The organism is Zunongwangia sp. L-65, from assembly GCF_056859415.1.
Genome location: NZ_JBSXOK010000083.1, coordinates 1 through 17,383 on the forward strand (window position 1 = coordinate 1; position 17,383 = coordinate 17,383).

Annotated in this window: 15 protein-coding genes, 1 tRNA gene and 1 pseudogene; 13 read left to right on the top strand and 4 right to left on the bottom strand. The window is 36.4% G+C overall.

Annotated features, from left to right (window positions below; translation table 11 throughout):
- Positions 1–125: 125 nt before the first annotated feature.
- Both AC13DP_RS20785 and AC13DP_RS20790 read right to left on the bottom strand, forming a co-directional pair.
- A complete protein-coding gene (locus AC13DP_RS20785) occupies positions 126–407 on the bottom strand; it encodes a YciI-like protein (protein ID WP_347407164.1) in 282 nt (93 codons plus the stop codon).
- A 185-nt stretch (positions 408–592) separates the two neighbouring features.
- Positions 593–1,834, bottom strand: coding sequence for a glycosyltransferase (locus AC13DP_RS20790; protein WP_483068397.1), 1,242 nt, complete (start codon positions 1,832–1,834; stop codon positions 593–595).
- A 12-nt stretch (positions 1,835–1,846) separates the two neighbouring features.
- Between AC13DP_RS20790 and ruvC the strand changes: the two genes are divergently transcribed.
- Both ruvC and hemW read left to right on the top strand, forming a co-directional pair.
- Complete coding sequence (gene ruvC / locus AC13DP_RS20795) at positions 1,847–2,395, top strand: crossover junction endodeoxyribonuclease RuvC (protein ID WP_483068398.1); 549 nt, start codon at positions 1,847–1,849, stop codon at positions 2,393–2,395.
- A gap of 67 nt (positions 2,396–2,462) precedes the next feature.
- Positions 2,463–3,590, top strand: coding sequence for a radical SAM family heme chaperone HemW (gene hemW / locus AC13DP_RS20800; RefSeq protein WP_483068399.1), 1,128 nt, complete (start codon positions 2,463–2,465; stop codon positions 3,588–3,590).
- A gap of 93 nt (positions 3,591–3,683) precedes the next feature.
- On the opposite strand, the gene AC13DP_RS20805 is transcribed toward hemW, so the two are convergent.
- Positions 3,684–4,076 (bottom strand): hypothetical protein, encoded by a 393-nt coding sequence (locus AC13DP_RS20805; protein ID WP_013073658.1) that lies wholly within the window; start codon positions 4,074–4,076, stop codon positions 3,684–3,686.
- Positions 4,077–4,421: 345 nt separating this feature from the next.
- Here AC13DP_RS20805 and AC13DP_RS20810 point away from each other — a divergent pair, with 345 nt between their 5' ends.
- The 9 genes and pseudogenes from AC13DP_RS20810 (at position 4,422) to AC13DP_RS20850 (ending at position 13,163) form a co-directional block, all read left to right on the top strand.
- Positions 4,422–5,168 (top strand): cyclase family protein, encoded by a 747-nt coding sequence (locus AC13DP_RS20810; protein ID WP_013073657.1) that lies wholly within the window; start codon positions 4,422–4,424, stop codon positions 5,166–5,168.
- Positions 5,169–5,209: 41 nt separating this feature from the next.
- Positions 5,210–5,521 (top strand): annotated as a pseudogene (locus AC13DP_RS20815) (DUF4260 domain-containing protein).
- Between the two features lie 3 nt (positions 5,522–5,524).
- Positions 5,525–6,142 (top strand): DUF4230 domain-containing protein, encoded by a 618-nt coding sequence (locus AC13DP_RS20820; RefSeq protein ID WP_013073655.1) that lies wholly within the window; start codon positions 5,525–5,527, stop codon positions 6,140–6,142.
- Positions 6,143–6,159: 17 nt separating this feature from the next.
- Positions 6,160–6,519, top strand: a complete 360-nt coding sequence (locus tag AC13DP_RS20825; protein WP_347407170.1) for an MmcQ/YjbR family DNA-binding protein — start codon at positions 6,160–6,162, stop codon at positions 6,517–6,519.
- Positions 6,519–8,297: a MutS-related protein gene (locus AC13DP_RS20830; RefSeq protein ID WP_483068400.1), complete on the top strand. Its 1,779-nt coding sequence runs from the start codon at positions 6,519–6,521 to the stop codon at positions 8,295–8,297. The genes AC13DP_RS20825 and AC13DP_RS20830 overlap by 1 nt, the downstream gene beginning before the upstream one ends.
- Before the next feature lie 9 nt (positions 8,298–8,306).
- A complete protein-coding gene (locus AC13DP_RS20835; RefSeq protein WP_483068401.1) occupies positions 8,307–9,014 on the top strand; it encodes a ZIP family metal transporter in 708 nt (235 codons plus the stop codon).
- Positions 9,014–10,018 carry a metal-dependent hydrolase gene (locus tag AC13DP_RS20840; RefSeq protein ID WP_483068402.1) on the top strand — a complete coding sequence of 335 codons (1,005 nt, stop codon included), beginning with the start codon at positions 9,014–9,016 and terminating at the stop codon, positions 10,016–10,018. Before AC13DP_RS20835 ends, AC13DP_RS20840 begins: the two co-directional genes overlap by 1 nt.
- A gap of 480 nt (positions 10,019–10,498) precedes the next feature.
- The gene (locus AC13DP_RS20845; protein WP_272958616.1) at positions 10,499–12,214 is read left to right on the top strand and encodes a DUF885 domain-containing protein; all 1,716 of its coding nucleotides are present in this window, start codon (positions 10,499–10,501) and stop codon (positions 12,212–12,214) included.
- Positions 12,207–13,163, top strand: a complete 957-nt coding sequence (locus tag AC13DP_RS20850; RefSeq protein WP_483068403.1) for a peptidoglycan DD-metalloendopeptidase family protein — start codon at positions 12,207–12,209, stop codon at positions 13,161–13,163. The genes AC13DP_RS20845 and AC13DP_RS20850 overlap by 8 nt, the downstream gene beginning before the upstream one ends.
- A 374-nt stretch (positions 13,164–13,537) precedes the next feature.
- Here AC13DP_RS20850 and AC13DP_RS20855 read toward each other — a convergent pair whose 3' ends face one another.
- The gene (locus tag AC13DP_RS20855) at positions 13,538–14,926 is read right to left on the bottom strand and encodes a dipeptidase (RefSeq protein WP_483068404.1); all 1,389 of its coding nucleotides are present in this window, start codon (positions 14,924–14,926) and stop codon (positions 13,538–13,540) included.
- Between the two features lie 201 nt (positions 14,927–15,127).
- On the opposite strand from AC13DP_RS20855, the gene AC13DP_RS20860 reads away from it, so the two are divergent.
- Together AC13DP_RS20860 and AC13DP_RS20865 are read left to right on the top strand one after the other, a co-directional pair.
- Positions 15,128–15,209: transfer RNA gene (locus AC13DP_RS20860), tRNA-Leu, on the top strand.
- A gap of 383 nt (positions 15,210–15,592) precedes the next feature.
- Positions 15,593–17,380: a ParB/RepB/Spo0J family partition protein gene (locus tag AC13DP_RS20865; RefSeq protein ID WP_067030901.1), complete on the top strand. Its 1,788-nt coding sequence runs from the start codon at positions 15,593–15,595 to the stop codon at positions 17,378–17,380.
- Positions 17,381–17,383 lie beyond the last annotated feature (3 nt).

The window sequence follows — 17,383 nt, forward strand, 5'->3', positions numbered from 1 at the left end:
TACTCACTACTCACTACTCACTACTCACTACTCACTACTCACTACTCACTACTCACTACTCACTACTCACTACTCACTACTCACTACTCACTACTCACTACTCACTACTCACTACTCACTACTCACTACTCACTACCAATAACCACATTCCATTTTCTTACCAAATATTGCTTGATGAGACCGTTTTTATAATATGGGTCATTTTCAGCAAAATGCTTGGCGGTTTCTTCAGATTCAGATTTAAAGATAAAAACAGCTTTATCAGCAGGATTATCTAACGCACCTGCCATTATAATTTCTCCGGCTTCCTGGGCTTTTTTTGCCATTCCTAAATGTTCTTCGCGATATTTTCCTCGTTCTTCTAAATAAGAATCCACCAGATGATAGGTTAAGATGTAATAATTCATACCGTTGATTTTCGTTAAATATAGGAATAGAAATTAGATTAAGAGATAAGATAATTTGAAGATGCGGTGATTTGCTAATTTGAAAATCTAATTTTTATGCTGAATATTGAAATTTAAAAAGGAGTAATTTCGACTGAAGCGCAGCGGAAGATAGAAATATGCAAACTGTGACTGTTAAGTGAAACTCACCTCTTAAACGTTCTTCCTTTCCATTGATAACCACCGAAAAGCGAAAGAAATGCTACATAAACTGAAAAAAAAGGATGCAATACACTGCTTATCATATAATGTCGCATTAAGGACTCCTGTTTAAAAAACTGGCTTGCATTATATAGCAAAACAAAGTCTACATTGAATTTTACTAAAAAAACGATCATAAAATATGGAAAAGGAAACAGTTTAAAAATACCCAAAAGTAAACTTAAACTAAAAGCCAGATTCATGATAAATACAATTATGCCGATAAGTTTAGCAAAATTACTGGTGTAAGCCGAGGTTTTTGAAGCCCAGCGAATCCTTTGCTGCACCATTTTTTTAAAATTATTCAGCGGTTTTGTGGTCACCACCGCAAATTTATCTTTAAGAAAAGTAACTTTTAATTGTTGATTTATAAATTTTTGGAGTAAAAATACATCGTCACCACTGGCGATATCTGAATTTCCATCGAATCCATTTTGGTTAAAAAAGGCTTCTTTTTTATAACAAAGATTAGCGCCATTGGCCATAAATGCCCTATTAAGTCCGAATGCCCCGGCCCCGGAAATTTGCAGACTTAAAAAGTCAAGAGCTTCGAAAGCGGTACCAAATTTGGGGTTATTGACTTCAATAGTAACCGGCGCAGCAATCATGGCTGGATTACTTTTTATAATTTCAGTATTAAAACTTTGTAACCAGTTTTGGGGTATTTTACAATCAGCATCGGTGGTAAGAATATAGTCAAATTTAGAAATTTCGATAGCGGTTTTTATCGCATCCTTTTTTGGGGAATTAGAACTACGACTGTTTTGTATAACTTTTAGATCAAATTGCGGTTGCTTTTCGATAAATTCAGAAATAATTTTTTCGGAATCATCTGCAGAATCGTCATTCACCAAAAAAATTTCAAAACGCTCTAAAGGATAATTCAGCAATAATAAACTTTCAAGTAATTCTGGTAGATTTTCGGCTTCATTTCGAAATGGGATGACGATAGAAAATCTGTTTTCTGGAGTTTCGTAGTCATAAAGTGGTGTTTCTAATCTACTCCAGCCTTTTTTTAAGGCAATCATTAAAGAAGCGTAAGAAAGTGCAATCAAAACAACAAATATCAACATAAGCATTTTTTCTTTTTCCCGAACCGGTGAGGTTTCGGTAACGGAGTGGTAATTTATCGCAAAGATAGATTTCCGTAGCTTTGCAAAAGAGGAATAGTTTAATTTCCTTGTCAAAAACTTACGAATTTGAGCGAAAAGATCATTTTAGGAATCGACCCTGGAACCACCATTATGGGGTTTGGATTGATAAAGGTGAAGAATAAGAATATGGAGTTTTTGCAGCTGAATGAGCTTCAGCTAAAAAAGTATGATGATCACTACGTAAAACTTAAATTGATCTTTGAAAGAACCATACAGCTTATTGATACGTTTCATCCCGATGAAATCGCTATTGAAGCGCCGTTCTTTGGGAAAAATGTACAATCCATGCTAAAGTTGGGTAGAGCACAGGGAGTTGCGATGGCAGCAGGACTTTCACGTGAAATCCCGATTACCGAATATTTGCCAAAAAAAATAAAAATGGCCATAACCGGAAACGGAAATGCCAGTAAAGAACAGGTCGCTAAAATGCTGCAAAGCATGCTGAAGTTAAAATCCCTGCCTAAAAACCTGGATTCTACCGATGGTCTTGCCGCTGCAGTTTGCCATTTTTATAATTCTGGACAACCAAATATTGGTAAAAGTTACACTGGCTGGGACGCGTTTGTCAAGCAAAATCCAGACAAAATTCTGTAATTTGATAATGTAACAATTTGAAAATTAATTATCCCATTAGCACATTTCCAAATCTTCAAATTAAAAAATGAGCGGAATCTACATTCACATCCCATTTTGTAAGCAGGCTTGTCATTACTGCGATTTTCATTTTTCAACTTCTTTAAAGAAGAAAAGTGAACTGGTAAGCGCTTTGCAAAATGAATTAGTGCTTCGTAAAAACGAGCTGCCAAATGAACCGATCAAAACCATTTATTTTGGTGGTGGTACGCCTAGCTTGCTGAATTTAGAGGAATTAACCGCCATTTTTAAAACGATCTATACTGAATTTACCATTGCTGAAAATCCGGAAATTACGCTGGAAGCCAATCCAGATGATCTTTCTGAAGAGAAAATAAATGAGTTGGCCAATTCAAAAATCAACCGACTAAGTATTGGGGTGCAATCATTTTTTGAAGAAGATCTCAAACTAATGAATCGTGCCCATAATGCTGAAGAAGCACTAAATTCTATAAAATTAGCCAGATCAAAATTCGATAATATTTCGGTCGATTTAATTTATGGGATCCCCGGAATGAGTAACGAGCGTTGGCAAAAGAATATTCAGATATTACTGGATTTGGATATTCCTCATATTTCCAGCTATGCGTTAACAGTCGAGCCTAATACCGCTTTGCAGAAATTCATTGAAAAAGGAAAAATAAAGCCGGTAGACGATGCTGCTGCGGCACAACATTTTGAAACTCTAAGAACAGTATTAAAAAATGCAGGCTTTGAGCATTATGAGTTTTCAAATTATGGAAAACCCGGTTATTTTTCACAAAACAATACCGCCTATTGGTTAGGAAAACCATATTTGGGAATTGGTCCTTCTGCACATTCTTACGACGGGAATAGCCGAAAATGGAACATTGCAAATAACACGCTTTACATAAAAGCTATCGAAAGGTCTGAACTGCCTTTGGAGGTTGAAGAATTAAGTATTACCGATCGTTACAACGAATATATTATGACCCGCTTACGAACGTATTTTGGTGTAGATCTGGTTGAAGTTGAGTCAAAATTCGGTAAAGAATATCTGGAATATTTAAAGGAACAGTCGGTTGTATTATTTGAAAAAGAGTTTTTAAGAATTGAAAATAACGTGATGCATATTACTGAAAAAGGAACCTTTTTAAGTGACGGCATTGCTGCCGATTTATTTTATATCGATTAAGATTTAGATCGCTTCGCTGTTAGAAATTAGATCTGAGAATATTGGCTTTAGAGGTGCGTTTTTATTCAAAATATCTGAATCATTTGAAGTCACTTATTCTTTACTTGCAGCCGGATTCGTTCTAAAAATATAGATAAAAGCAGCCGCAAAAAGTATATAGATAACTGTAAGTGAAATAAAGATCTCTGGATGTTGTTCGATATCAAACGCTATTTTAAAGAAAGTAACTGCACCAACACCAAAATGCATTAAATTTCCAAAAGAAATCGGTTTGTTGTAAATCCCACCAATAAGTGTTCCTTTAGCCATCCAATTTAAGATTGCAAATCCCAGGTACAATGCACTAAGTATTTTCAAAAACAGTACTGTGATAAGGTTGGGTTCAATATTTAAAAATTCAATTATTTTAGTTGGTAGAAAAGAGATAAAAAGTCCTAAAACTGCTAAGAAAACGGCACTTGCAGTCATGATGATACTGGTTTTCATTTTTGGTTTAGTTTGAATTTCGTAAGAAGTAAGTAGAATATTATTACAGTTTGTTACACCATTTATTCGCGCAGTAAACTAGGGGTAAAGTGCAATAGGGTGAAATAATTGAAGAATTCCTGTAGCCTATTATATTTGAAACACCCGTATTTAAATAATTAGCCAAATTTATTGTTAGCTGCAAACTGCAGCTGCCAACTTCAAAAAATATCGCTAATTTTACTCGATAATCGAGATTAAATGCTCCGAGGCTTGCCTCGAAATAAATATGATTTTCACACAAATGCCTCACGGGCTTGTCCTGAGGTAGTTTACTTAAACATTAGGAAGTTTAGACTACAAATTATGCTTGCACAAATTCAGTATGAAGGAGAAAGTTTTGCGATCGATTTTTCAAAACCTATCGATATATCGCTGAGTTTGCGTGGGGACGATAAAAACCCGATTGCATGGTATTTGGATTCACCTAAAATTACGCCTTTTAGAGATGGTGATTTTATAGGGAAAGTTTCAGAAGGGGCTTCGGTGAATTTTAATAATATTCAGTTTAATCCACATGCACATGGTACGCATACCGAATGTGTTGGACATATCAGTAAAGAGTTTTTCAGTATAAACCAAAGCCTAAAAAACTTCTTTTTTAAAGTAAAATTGATCTCTGTAAGTCCAGAACTTCAAAGTGAGGATCAGGTGATTTCCGTAGCAAAACTAAAAGAGCAAATTAAAGATTCCTGTCCAGAGGCCTTAGTGATAAGAACACTGCCAAATTATATCGAAAAACGAAGCAAGAAATATTCGCATACCAACTGGCCATATTTATCTGAAGAAGCCATGCTTTTTATACGGCAATTAAATATAAAGCATCTATTGATCGATCTGCCATCGGTAGATAAAGAAAAAGATGAAGGAAAATTACTAGCACATAAAGCCTTTTGGAACTATCCTAAAAATACCCGTTTTGAGGCTACGATTACAGAGCTGATTTATGTTCCTAATCATGTGTCTGACGGGGATTATTTTCTGAATTTGCAAATTGCTTCGTTCGAAAATGATGCCGCGCCTTCTAAGCCTGTGTTGTATAAAATTCAGTAATAAATGAAAACCACACTTAAGCTTGAAGAACTGGCTAAACTGTGTTTGGGCATTTTGCGTTCTATTTTTTAGACTTTTCCTGGTGGTGGTTTATCGGTTTGTTTTTCGCACCGGATACCGGTGCGATTGGTTATGTCTTCAATGTTAAAATTGGTTCGTTTTTATACAATTTATGTCATCATCAAGGCTTAGCGATTTTGTTTTGGTAGATAGGCTTTCATCTTCATCTTCAGGTTTTACAATTAATAGGTGTAATTTTGTTTTCTCATTCGGCTTTTGATTGTATTTTAGGATACGGACTCAAATACGAAAAAGGTTTTAAATTCACCCATTTGGGAGAAATCGGAAAGTAGGATATGGAATTACTTTTTATTGGGCTGGCAGCAGGTGCCATTGCAGCGTACTTTATTTTTACAGCGTTTAACAGGGATCGTTCTAAGGTAAAAACCAAAGAACAATCTGTGGTATTAATGGAAAAAATTAGGAGTGTTTGTAAGTTTATAACGGTAGAAGGCGATTTTTCTGAAATCTATCATTATGAAAATCTAAAGGAAAAATATATAAGTCTTATTTTCGGAAAAAAGAAAGCAATTATTTTGATTAACGCGAAGGCACATGTTGGCTTCGACCTAAGCAAAATTAAGATGGAAAGTGATAACGAGAAAAAGCAGATTATCCTTACCAATTTTCCAGAACCTGAATTGCTTACTGTAGAAACTGATTTTAAATATTATGATAAGCGCGAAGGCTGGGCCAATCCTTTTACAACTTCAGATTTAACGGATATAAATCGTGATGCAAAAAAACACATAGTAGATAAAATTCCAGAATCTCCATTATTTGAACAGGCAAGAAAAGATGCTTTAAATACGGTATTGTTAATGGAAAATATTGTACAAACCATAGGTTGGAAACTGGATTACTCGGCCTTGATTTTAGAGGAAGACGAGCAAAAAAAGATCGAAAAGAAATAATTCCGAATATCACTAGCATGGATATAGATACCTTTAGAGATTATTGCCTGGCTAAAAAAGCGGTTACCGAGCATTTACCTTTTGATCCTGAAACCCTTGTCTTTAAAGTGATGGGGAAAATGTTTGCTTTGGTATCATTAGACGCTGTTCCATTACGAGTGAATTTGAAATGTGATCCTGAAAAAGCTTTGGAACTTCGTGAAGAATACGATGGTAAAATCATAGCCGGATATCACATGAATAAACAACATTGGAACACCATGATTTTGGATGGTGAAATTCCATCCCAATTAATTTTTGAACTTACAGACCATTCGTATCATCTTATCGTTAATAGCCTAACGAAAAAACAAAAAAAAGAATTCGACCAATTATAATGGCACAACACATCAACTTTTATAAAAAACAGATTGAAATTCATCAACATGCAGCTGATAAACTCGCTAAAAAATTGCTAGCCTCCAGTTTACTGCGTTTGGCAGTATTTTTAGTGATTTGTTTATTGGTGTATGTTTTTTGGGGCAATACCCAGGTTATCATCTCTTCGATTATTGGCGGGATCGCGCTTTTTGTTTTTCTGGTGTCCAGGCACAGCGATCTTAAGTACAAAAGCGATAAGCAAAAAGCGATAATTAAGTTGAATCAAACCGAAATTGATGTGATGCAATCGCGGCAATTTCAAGATTTGCCTGATGGTAGTGAGTTTGAAGTTCCCAATCATGATTATGCACAGGATATAGATCTATTTGGGAGAGGTTCCTTTTTCCAGTATTTAAACAGAACGGCACTTTACGAAGGCACCAAAAAGCTGGTGGGCATTTTATTGGCAAATGATATTGAAAGTATCCAGCAAAAACAGGAAGCAGTACAAGAACTGGCTGAAAAAGTTAAATGGCGACAAGAATTTAGTGCCACGGCAAGTTTGGTGAAAACAACCGAATCTTCTACTACCATTGTAAACTGGTTTAAAGAATATAAACGTTTTGTTCCCAGATTTATAAAGTGGCTTTCTCCGGTGTTTTCTATTTTATCCATTGCTGTGATTATTGGCTATGCTCTTGGTTTTGTAAGTGAATTTCAGTTATTATTATGGTTAATTGTTGGAATTTTAATTACAGGAATTTACCTGAAAAAGATTAATCTACTTTCGGGTAGTGTTTCTAAAATTCAGGATACATTTCACCAATATCACCAGTTGCTGGGAATGCTGGAAAATGAGGAATTTTCTTCAGAAATAATGGCAGCCAAAAAACAGGCAATTAGAACAGAAAGTAAAAAAGCATCACAAATTTTTAGGGAATTTTCAAAGGCTATCGATGCTTTGGATCAGCGTAATAATATGTTGTTCGGGATTTTCGGGAATGGATTTTTACTTTGGGATCTGCGGCAGTCCTTAAAACTGGAAAATTGGATTGCAACTTATGGACTTCAGGTTGAAAACTGGTTTGGAGTAATCGAAATTACCGATGCTTATAATTCTTTGGGGAATTTTAGTTTTAATCATCCAGAGTACAGCTTTCCGAAGATAAATCCTGTAGAAAAAGGAATTTCAGCAACGCAATTAGCACATCCATTACTTCATCCACAAAAACGTGTGGCTAATGATTTTCATATCGATAACAAAGAATTTTTTATTGTTACGGGAGCAAACATGGCCGGGAAGAGTACGTTTTTAAGAACGGTTTCTCTGCAAATTGTAATGAGTAATATTGGTTTGCCTGTATGTGCTGAAAATTGCCAGTATACTCCTATAAAATTAATTACCAGTATGAGAACCAGCGATTCGCTAAACGATGACGAATCGTATTTCTTTTCTGAATTAAAACGACTTAAATATATCGTAAACCGTATACAACAAGACCGATATTTTATAATTTTAGACGAAATTCTAAAAGGAACAAACAGTACCGATAAAGCTAATGGTTCTAAAAAGTTTGTTCGTAAGCTGGTACGTTCGCATTCTACAGGTATTATCGCTACCCACGATTTGAGCCTTTGCGAAATTACCGCAGAATTACCTCAGGTGAAAAACCACTATTTTGACGCAGAAATTATAAATGATGAACTTCATTTTGATTATCGCTTTAAGAACGGAATTTGCCAAAATATGAATGCTTCGTTTTTATTGCGAAAAATGGAGATTGTAGACGAATAGATTTATAGTATGTTAACTAGCTTAATTCTTTACTCAGGCTTTTCAGGAATTACCGTTTTTTTAGGCGGTCTCTTGGCTAATTTTTTTAATCATCACATTAAGGAGTCTCCGGTAAAATACGAGATTACTCATTTTTTTATGTCTTTTGGTTCAGGAATTATTTTATCTGCTATTGCATTGGTTTTAATTCCAACGGGGATGGAACGATTGAGCCTGTCCGGTATGACTTTTTCTTTTGTACTTGGTACAATACTTTTTTTATTTATAGATAGATATTTGGCGAAAAAAGGAGGTCAAACTGCTACACTTTTAGCGATGATGATGGATTTTGTTCCCGAGGCTATTGCTCTGGGTGCTGTTTTTGCTATTGATCCTAGTATGGCCACATTACTTGCGGTTTTTATAGGTCTGCAAAATTTACCTGAAGCTTTTAACTCTTTTCGTGATATGGTGCAAAGCGGTTATTCTGTAACAAAGAGCTTGGTGATCTTTTTCTTTTTAAGTTTTTGCGGGATTTTTGGTGCGCTTTTGGGGCATTTTGTATTAAGTGATTTTCCTAATCTCACTGCGCACTTAATGACCTTTGCCAGTGGTGGAATTCTTTATTTATTAATTCAGGAAATTATACCAGAAAGTAAACTAGATAAGAATTATATCGCTTCTTTAGGAGCAAGTTTGGGTTTTTTAAAAGGAATTATTGGTGAAAAATTAATTTAATGGATTCATTAACCCAGATTGTGTTAGGAGCTTCGGTAGGCGAAGTGGTTTTAGGTAGAAAAGTAGGAAACAAAGCAATGCTCTATGGGGCGATTGCAGGGACTATTCCAGATTTGGATGTGATTGCCAGTAATTTTACAGACACCATTACGGCAAACGAAATCCACCGGGGATTTACGCATTCTATCTTTTTTGCGCTGATTTTTGCACCCATTTTCGGATGGATCATTTCTAAAATTGAAAGAAAAGCTGATGTCGATTGGAAAGAATGGTCTAAACTAATGTTTTGGGGGCTCTTTACGCACCCCCTTCTTGATATGTTTACCACCTGGGGAACGCAGCTTTTTTGGCCGGCGGATATTCGTTTGGCTTTTAAAACGATTTTTGTGATCGACCCTTTTTATACACTTCCGTTTTTATTTTTCACGGTATTGGCGGCTTTTCGGCCTAAAGATTCCATCAGCCGAAGAAAACTGAACTATATGGGGTTACAGTTAAGTTGTTTTTACCTTCTTTGTATTACGATTCCGTTAAAGCTTTATACTTTTTATGAATTTAAAGATGCTTTAAAAGAACAAAACCTTTCCTATTACGAGATCGAAACAAAGCCAACCCCCTTTAATACCATACTTTGGACGGCCAATGTAGCCACAGAGAAATCGTATTTAGTGGGGACGTATTCTATTTTAGATGATCAACCCATAGAATTTCGCCGTTATCCAAAAAATTATGATTTGCTGGGAGATTTAGAAAAATACCCAAATTTCGCCCGACTTGTAAAGATTTCTAAAGGATGGTATACCATTACTGAAAAGAACGGGGATTTGTATTTTAATGATCTGCGTTTTGGAACTATCGATCCCACCGGAAATGATTCCCGATTTGTGTTTAGCTATAAGCTTGAAGTGAAAAATGGCGAACTTACCGCTACCGAAGTTAAAAAAGATTACGGAGACGCTTCTAAAATGATGAAAGGATTGTTTGAAAGAATTAGAGGGAACTAGGTTTCAGTGTGCAGTCGCAGTATGTAGTCTCAGTAGGCAGTGGTAAAGTTCAATAAACAGAGATCAATTAGCAGGCAGCCTTTAGCTTTCAGCAATCAGCAATCAGCAATCAGCAATAACCAATTTTTAATTAGAAATCTAATTCAAAATTTTGTCCTGATTCCTGGATATTTGAGCTTAGAAAATAGACCTTTTTGGAATATTTTTAACCTTAAGTACTTAAAATATGGAGCAAACCTCACAGGTTTATCCCGTATAGTTATCGGGACTGTGAGGTTTATTTGTACACTTTTGAAAGATGAAACGAATGTCAATATTTCGAGCTTCCTTCGCTATCAGGAATTTGATGTGAGATCGAAGGCAGGAATGCCATTCAAAATTCAAAATAAATTTTGTGGTTCTTTCCTCTCTCGTCTTGTTTATATTCTAACTCCTAAAATCTTATTTCATTATCTTAGGCTCTGTAAAAATCCCAGATTGATGAAACTACAATTCCTGCTATTCTCATGTTGTTTATTTTTCACGAATACTTTTTCTGCACAAAACCCATCAGCGCAATTAGATAGTATTCTTAAGGCCGAAAGTCAACATCAAGCTTACGATTATGCTGAATATCCTTTAGGATTACATACAGAAGAACTTTATAAATCCGAGGCCGATTTTGCTCAAAAACTACTTGATGATTTATCCAAAATCGATAGATCAAATCTTTCACAAACCGAAAAAATCACAGCCGAATTAATGAAGTTTAAACTTCAGGAGCGCGTCGATCAATATCAATATAAAGCCTATTTAAATCCTTTGCTTTCAGATGCCGGATTTCATGTAAGCTTACCGTATCATGTTGGACGGTTAAATAATTACGAACAGGTGAAACGGTATCTAAAAAAGCTCAATGCGATTCCGCAATATGTTGATCAAAACCTGGAATTGTTGCGAGAAGGTTTAAATCTGGGAATTACTCAGCCTTTAGTGATTTTTGATGGATATGAATCAACTTATAATGATCAGATTGTAGATAATTATAAAGAAAGCTTTTATTACAGTCCGTTTCAGCATTTACCTAAAAACTTAACGCAAACGCAAAAAGATTCCGTATTAAAAGCGGCTAAAATTGCGGTAGAAGAAAACGTAATTCCAGAATTTAAACGAATAAAGAAATTTTTTGAAACCGAATATTTTCCAAAAACGCGAAAAAGCATAGGTGTTTCTGAAATTACTAATGGGCGCGAATATTATCAAAACAGAATTCGCTATTATACCACGCTAGATCTAACGGCCGATGAGGTGCATGAGATCGGATTAAAGGAAGTTGCGCGCATTAACGCTGAAATGAAAGCGATTATTGATGAAGTTGAATTTGATGGAAGTTTTGATGAATTTATCGAATTTCTAAGAACCGACGATCAATTTTATGCCGAAACCGGAAAGGAATTATTAAAGGAAGGGCGAGATATTACGAAGCGTATCGATGCACAGCTACCTCGATTTTTTAAAGTTTTACCCAGAAAACCATACGGAGTAGCGCCGGTTCCAAGTGCTATCGCCCCAAAATATACGGCAGGACGCTATAAAGGGGCATCTTCCCCAACCGAGCCTGGATACTTTTGGATTAATACCTATAAATTAGAAAGTAGGCCAATGTATGCATTACCCGCTTTAGCGCTTCATGAAGCTGTTCCTGGGCATCATTTGCAAATATCTTTAAACGCCGAATTGGGGGATAGTATTCCACCATTTCGACGCGGATTTTATCTATCGGCTTATGGAGAAGGCTGGGGATTGTATGCCGAAAGTTTAGGTGAAGAAATGGGGATTTATGAGACGCCGTATCAAAAATTCGGACAGCTAACGTATGAGCAATGGCGAGCCTGTCGATTAGTGGTGGATACCGGAATGCATGCCAAAGGCTGGAGTCGGGAAAAAGCAGTGGCATTTTTAACTAAAAATACGGCACTTTCTTTACATGAAATTAATACCGAGATCGATCGTTATATCTCCTGGCCGGGGCAGGCATTATCCTACAAAATAGGAGAGTTAAAGATTAAAGAATTACGTAAAAAGGCAGAAGAAATTTTAGGAGAAGCATTCGATATTCGAGAATTTCACAGGATAATTTTATCGCAGGGAACGGTTACCTTAACGCTCATGGAAGATTTGGTAGATAACTATATAAAGATGACAAAAAATGAGTAAAGCAGTTTTATTCTTATTCTTCTTGCTTGGTTTTCAATTAAGTTTTGGACAAAATCAGAATGATTACGAAGAGGTAAAAGAATCAATAATTTCAGCATATAATTCGGATAATTATATAGCGATTTTTGATAACTATTCCACTCAGATGAAAGAAGCGCTGAACTTAGAAAAGACTGAGGAATTTTTTAAGAATCTAAACAGTTCCGCAGGAAATATTATCGATTCCGAGTTTCTAGGTTTTAATCCGCCGTATAGCATGTATGCAACAGAATTTGATCGAGGTGCATTTATGTTTAGTTTGGCACTTTCAGAAAATAAACAAATCACGGGTTTTAAATTTACCCCCTATGGAAAGGCAACAAATCTTGCTGAAGCCGATACGATGCTCGATTTACCGTTTGAAGGCGAGTGGTATGTAGTTTGGGGTGGCGACACTAAAGAAGATAATTACCATGTAGAGCATCCTGCACAAACCGGAGCTTTTGATTTCTTAATGATTAACGACGATCTTAAAACACATGAAGGTGATGGAAGCAGTAATGAACAATATTACGCTTTCGGAAAAGAAATTTTATCGCCTGCAGCTGGGGAAGTGGTAATGGTGGTAGACGGGATTTATGATAATATCCCTGGCGAAATGAATCAGGATTTTGTGACCGGAAATACGGTAGTGATCAAACTAAAAGAGGATGAGTATTTATGGCTGGCACATTTTAAAAAGCATTCCATACAGGTAAAAGAAGGCGAGTGGGTTGAAGAAGGACAATTATTAGGATTATGTGGGAATTCGGGTAATTCTAGTGAACCCCATTTGCATATGCATATTCAGGATGAGCTAAAAATGAATAGTGCAAAAGGATTAAAATCTTATTTCAATCGCTTAAAAGTAGATCGAAAATATATCGAAAATTATTCGCCGATTCGTGGAGATTTGATCGAGAAGATTTAGATAGTGGTTGGTATTGAGTATTTAGATATTAGATCGCTTCGCTGTTAGAATTCAGCAGACTGAAAATGTTAAAATTTGAATGCTGAATTTTGAATTAATTTTAGCTGACCGCTGATGCCTGTAAACTGTAAACCGTATCTTGAAAACAGACCTCTTCGTTCCATTTAGGACGTAAAGTATGAGTCGAAAAATCTATTTTTACTGGAGTTGAATGCTGAATTTTATTCAAACTCTTATTTGGTAAAATAAATTTCCTCAGTTCAGTACGCTTAAAACAATAAACCTCACAGAAGTTGAAAATCAGAGAGGTTTATTGTTAATATCTAGCTCGCTGCTTAATTAGACAGCCTTCTTTCCGTAACTGATTTCAGCAATTATTTTTTAGCCTCCGCAAAGTTTTGATAGAAATAAGGAATGGTTTCAATACCTTTTAGGTAATTCCAGATGCCAAAATGCTCATTTGGGGAATGGATGGCATCGGTATCCTGGCCAAAGCCCATTAAAATAATCTTGCTTTTTAAGGCTTTTTCGAAAAGGGAAACAATTGGTATACTACCGCCACTGCGTTGTGGAATTGGAGTTTTTCCAAAAGTTGTTTCGTAGGCTTTACTAGCAGCTTTGTAAGCATCATTATCAATAGGGGTGACGTAGGCATAACCACCGTGGTGTGTATTTACTTTTACTGTTACTGCTTTTGGAGCCAGGCTTTCAAAATGCTTTTTAAACAATTCAGATATTTTTTTCCAATCCTGGTTTGGTACTAAACGCATTGATATTTTAGCAAAGGCTTTAGATGGTAATACTGTTTTAGCACCTTCGCCAATGTAACCACCCCAAATTCCGTTAACATCCAGTGTTGGTCGAATAGAACCGCGTTCCAAAGTAGAGAAACCTGCTTCGCCATACACATCATTTATATCCAACTTCTTTTTATACTCATCTTCATTGTACGGTGCTTCAGCCATTTTTTCCCTTTCTTTCTTAGAAAGTTCTTCAACCTCATCATAAAATCCAGGAATGGTAATATGATTATTCTCATCGGTAAGGGAAGCGATCATCTTGCTTAAAATATTGATCGGGTTTCCCACCGTTCCGCCATATAATCCTGAATGTAAATCACGGTTGGGGCCGGTAACCTCAACTTCCATATAAGAAAGACCTCGTAATCCTGTGGTGATACTAGGCACATCTTTAGCGATCATACTGGTATCAGAAATCAGAATCACATCATTTTGCAATTTTTCGATATTATTTTCGATAAACCAGCCTAAATGTTCACTGCCAACTTCTTCTTCACCTTCAATCATAAATTTCACATTGCATGGAAGCTGATTGGTTTTGGTCATGTATTCCAGCGCCTTAACATGCATGTACATTTGGCCTTTATCATCGCATGCGCCTCGGGCAAAAATGGCACCGTCTGGATGTAGCTCGGTTTTTTTGATTACCGGCTCGAAAGGAGGAGAGTTCCAAAGATCTAAAGGATCAGGGGGCTGAACATCGTAATGACCGTAAACCAATACGGTTGGCAGGTTTTTATCGATAATTTTTTCTCCATAAACCACAGGATGTCCTGGAGTATCGCATATTTCGACGAGATCACAGCCAGCTTTTTCCAATTGTGTTTTCACTGCTTGTGCAGTGGTGATCATTTCATTTTTAAATTTTGAATCGGCACTTATCGACGGAATTTTAAGTAAATCAATAAGTTCGGAGACAAATCTATCCTTATGCTTTTCAACATAAGATGTAACGTTGTCCATTTTGTTTAGATTTTGAAATTACTCAAAGGTAAGAATTTCAAAATTTTTTTTGAACCTTGTTTGTGTATTGAAAGATTTGTTTATATTTGCATCCGCTTACCGAAAGGATAAGCACTTTATTGAACCTGCGGGCGTGGTGGAATTGGTAGACACGCTAGACTTAGGATTTATCCAAATAAAAAGTGTTAATTTGCACTTTATGCGGGTGTGGTGGAATTGGTAGACACGTCAGACTTAGGATCTGATGCCGCAAGGTGTGGGGGTTCGAGTCCCTTCACCCGCACTAAAAGCCGAAGAGAAATCTTCGGCTTTTTTATTTCAAAAACACACTGAAAAAAGACACGGGTACAACATAGGTACAACATTTGACCTATTTTCAAGATAAACTTTGATTTAGTGTCATATACTTCCATTTGATATTAACTACTATGTCAATCAAAATAAATTCATAGAATTTAGGTTTTCTCGACTCTTGTTCTTCGATTGGGAGTTTATTATCATACAATATTCCCGAAAGTTAAACTCGTAAAATACTTCCATCAAAAGACTACGGCATAAAGCCATCGCTTAAGCCCCTACTTATTTATTCCGTTTCCTTTTGAGCCAAGATTTTATCTTCCGTTTGATTCACTGCTCAAATATTGTTTAATCTAAAATTTGAGTATTATGACAACAAAAGCGAGTACCACAAGAAAGCGCAGAACCACTAGGATTACTGCCAAAAAAGAAGTGAACGAAAAGAAAGTGCCTGCACTTCAAATTGAAAACCTTCCAATAGACAACATAAAGCCTGACACTAACCAACCAAGAAAGACCTTTGATGAGAAACAGCTACAACAGCTTGCGGATAGCATCAAGGAATTTGGTGTATTGCAACCAATAACGGTTCGCAAATCTGGAAAGAATTTTATCATCGTAATGGGTGAAAGACGGTTTCGCGCAAGCAAAATGGCGCACAAGAAAACGATTCCCAGTATCGTAAGAACTTATGAAAACGGCGAAGTGCTTGAAGTTCAAATTATCGAAAACCTGCAACGAAAGGATGTTGAACCTACCGAAGAAGCTGACGCAATTGCTTATCTAAGCGACAAGTATCAACCCTCTGAAATCGCTAAACGCCTGGGAAGAACGGACAATTTCATAAGACAACGTTTGAAGTTGGCTGGATTGATTGACGGCTTCAAGCATTTTGTACGTAGTGGTGAAATGACCATTTCTTTAGGTGTCGGTGTAGCGCTTTTTGAACCAGAGGAACAACAGATGATGCGGGAAACGATGGGCGAAGAATTTAACGCACATCAGATAAACCGAATGATAAACAACCGAACATACGATTTGGAAAAAGCACCCTTTGATGTTGCAGATAAGACTTTGGTGGCTAAAGCGGGTTCCTGCGTAGAATGTCCATTCAATGCTGTGAATCAAGGCAATCTGTTTGGCGAAGGCAAAATGGTCTGTACAAAGTCAGCCTGTTTTGAGACTAAAAAGACAAAATCGTTCTTAAACCTGATTGATAAATCTAAGAAAGACAACATACTGCTCATTCCTGAAATACGGCAGTATTGGGCGAATGAAGAAAAAAATCAGCTTGTTATTTCACAACTGGAAAATAATGGGTTGAAAGTCTATTTGCTGGATGATGTTGAAATCATTGAGACACCCATTGAGCCGACAATGGATAGCGTTAAGATTGAATACCAACATTATGATTATTCTGAAGATGAATTGAAAGCAGAGCTCGACGAGGCTATCCGGCAATATGAGGAAGAACTGAAAACGTATAATTCAGCAGACAAGAACGGTTTTGTAAATGGTATCATATTCCATCCTGAAACGTACCAACACAAGAATGTGTTCGTCAAAGTGATTGAGAATTCAAAGGAAGATTCTAATGAATATTCCACACCATTGGCCAACAGGAAAATGGCAGATTGTACGCCCGAAGAGCAAATCATAAAAATCAACGAGCGTGAAATCCGTAAGCGACAGATCGAGAACAACAAGCAGTTTGAAGAAGTGGTACAGATGATTCGAGAAACGGATTATATCAATACCAAGAAAACGTTGTCGGTTGATGAAATGGTCGCCTTTTCCATTTCGTTGTTTGAAAACAATGTGGATTATGTAGGTCGGCAAAAGCACTTTTCCAAATTCTTGGCAGGGACTTCAAAGATGACCAATTTGGAAGTTGTTGAACATTTTAAGAATCATTTCAAAAAGGAAATCTTCCATAGACTGATTCGCTACATACTTACGAGGCAAGTGCATTTTGGTGAGAGCAACCACGTCAATAACCTGACGAACATTTCATTCTACAATGCCATTCAGGGATACTTCAAATCGAAGATTGCAGCAATTGAAGAGGAATATGCCGAAAAACGGGACAAGCGTGAAGCACGTTTAAAAGAGCGCATTGCGGTTCTTGAAAAGAAAATCCAGGAACTCAACGATTAGCTT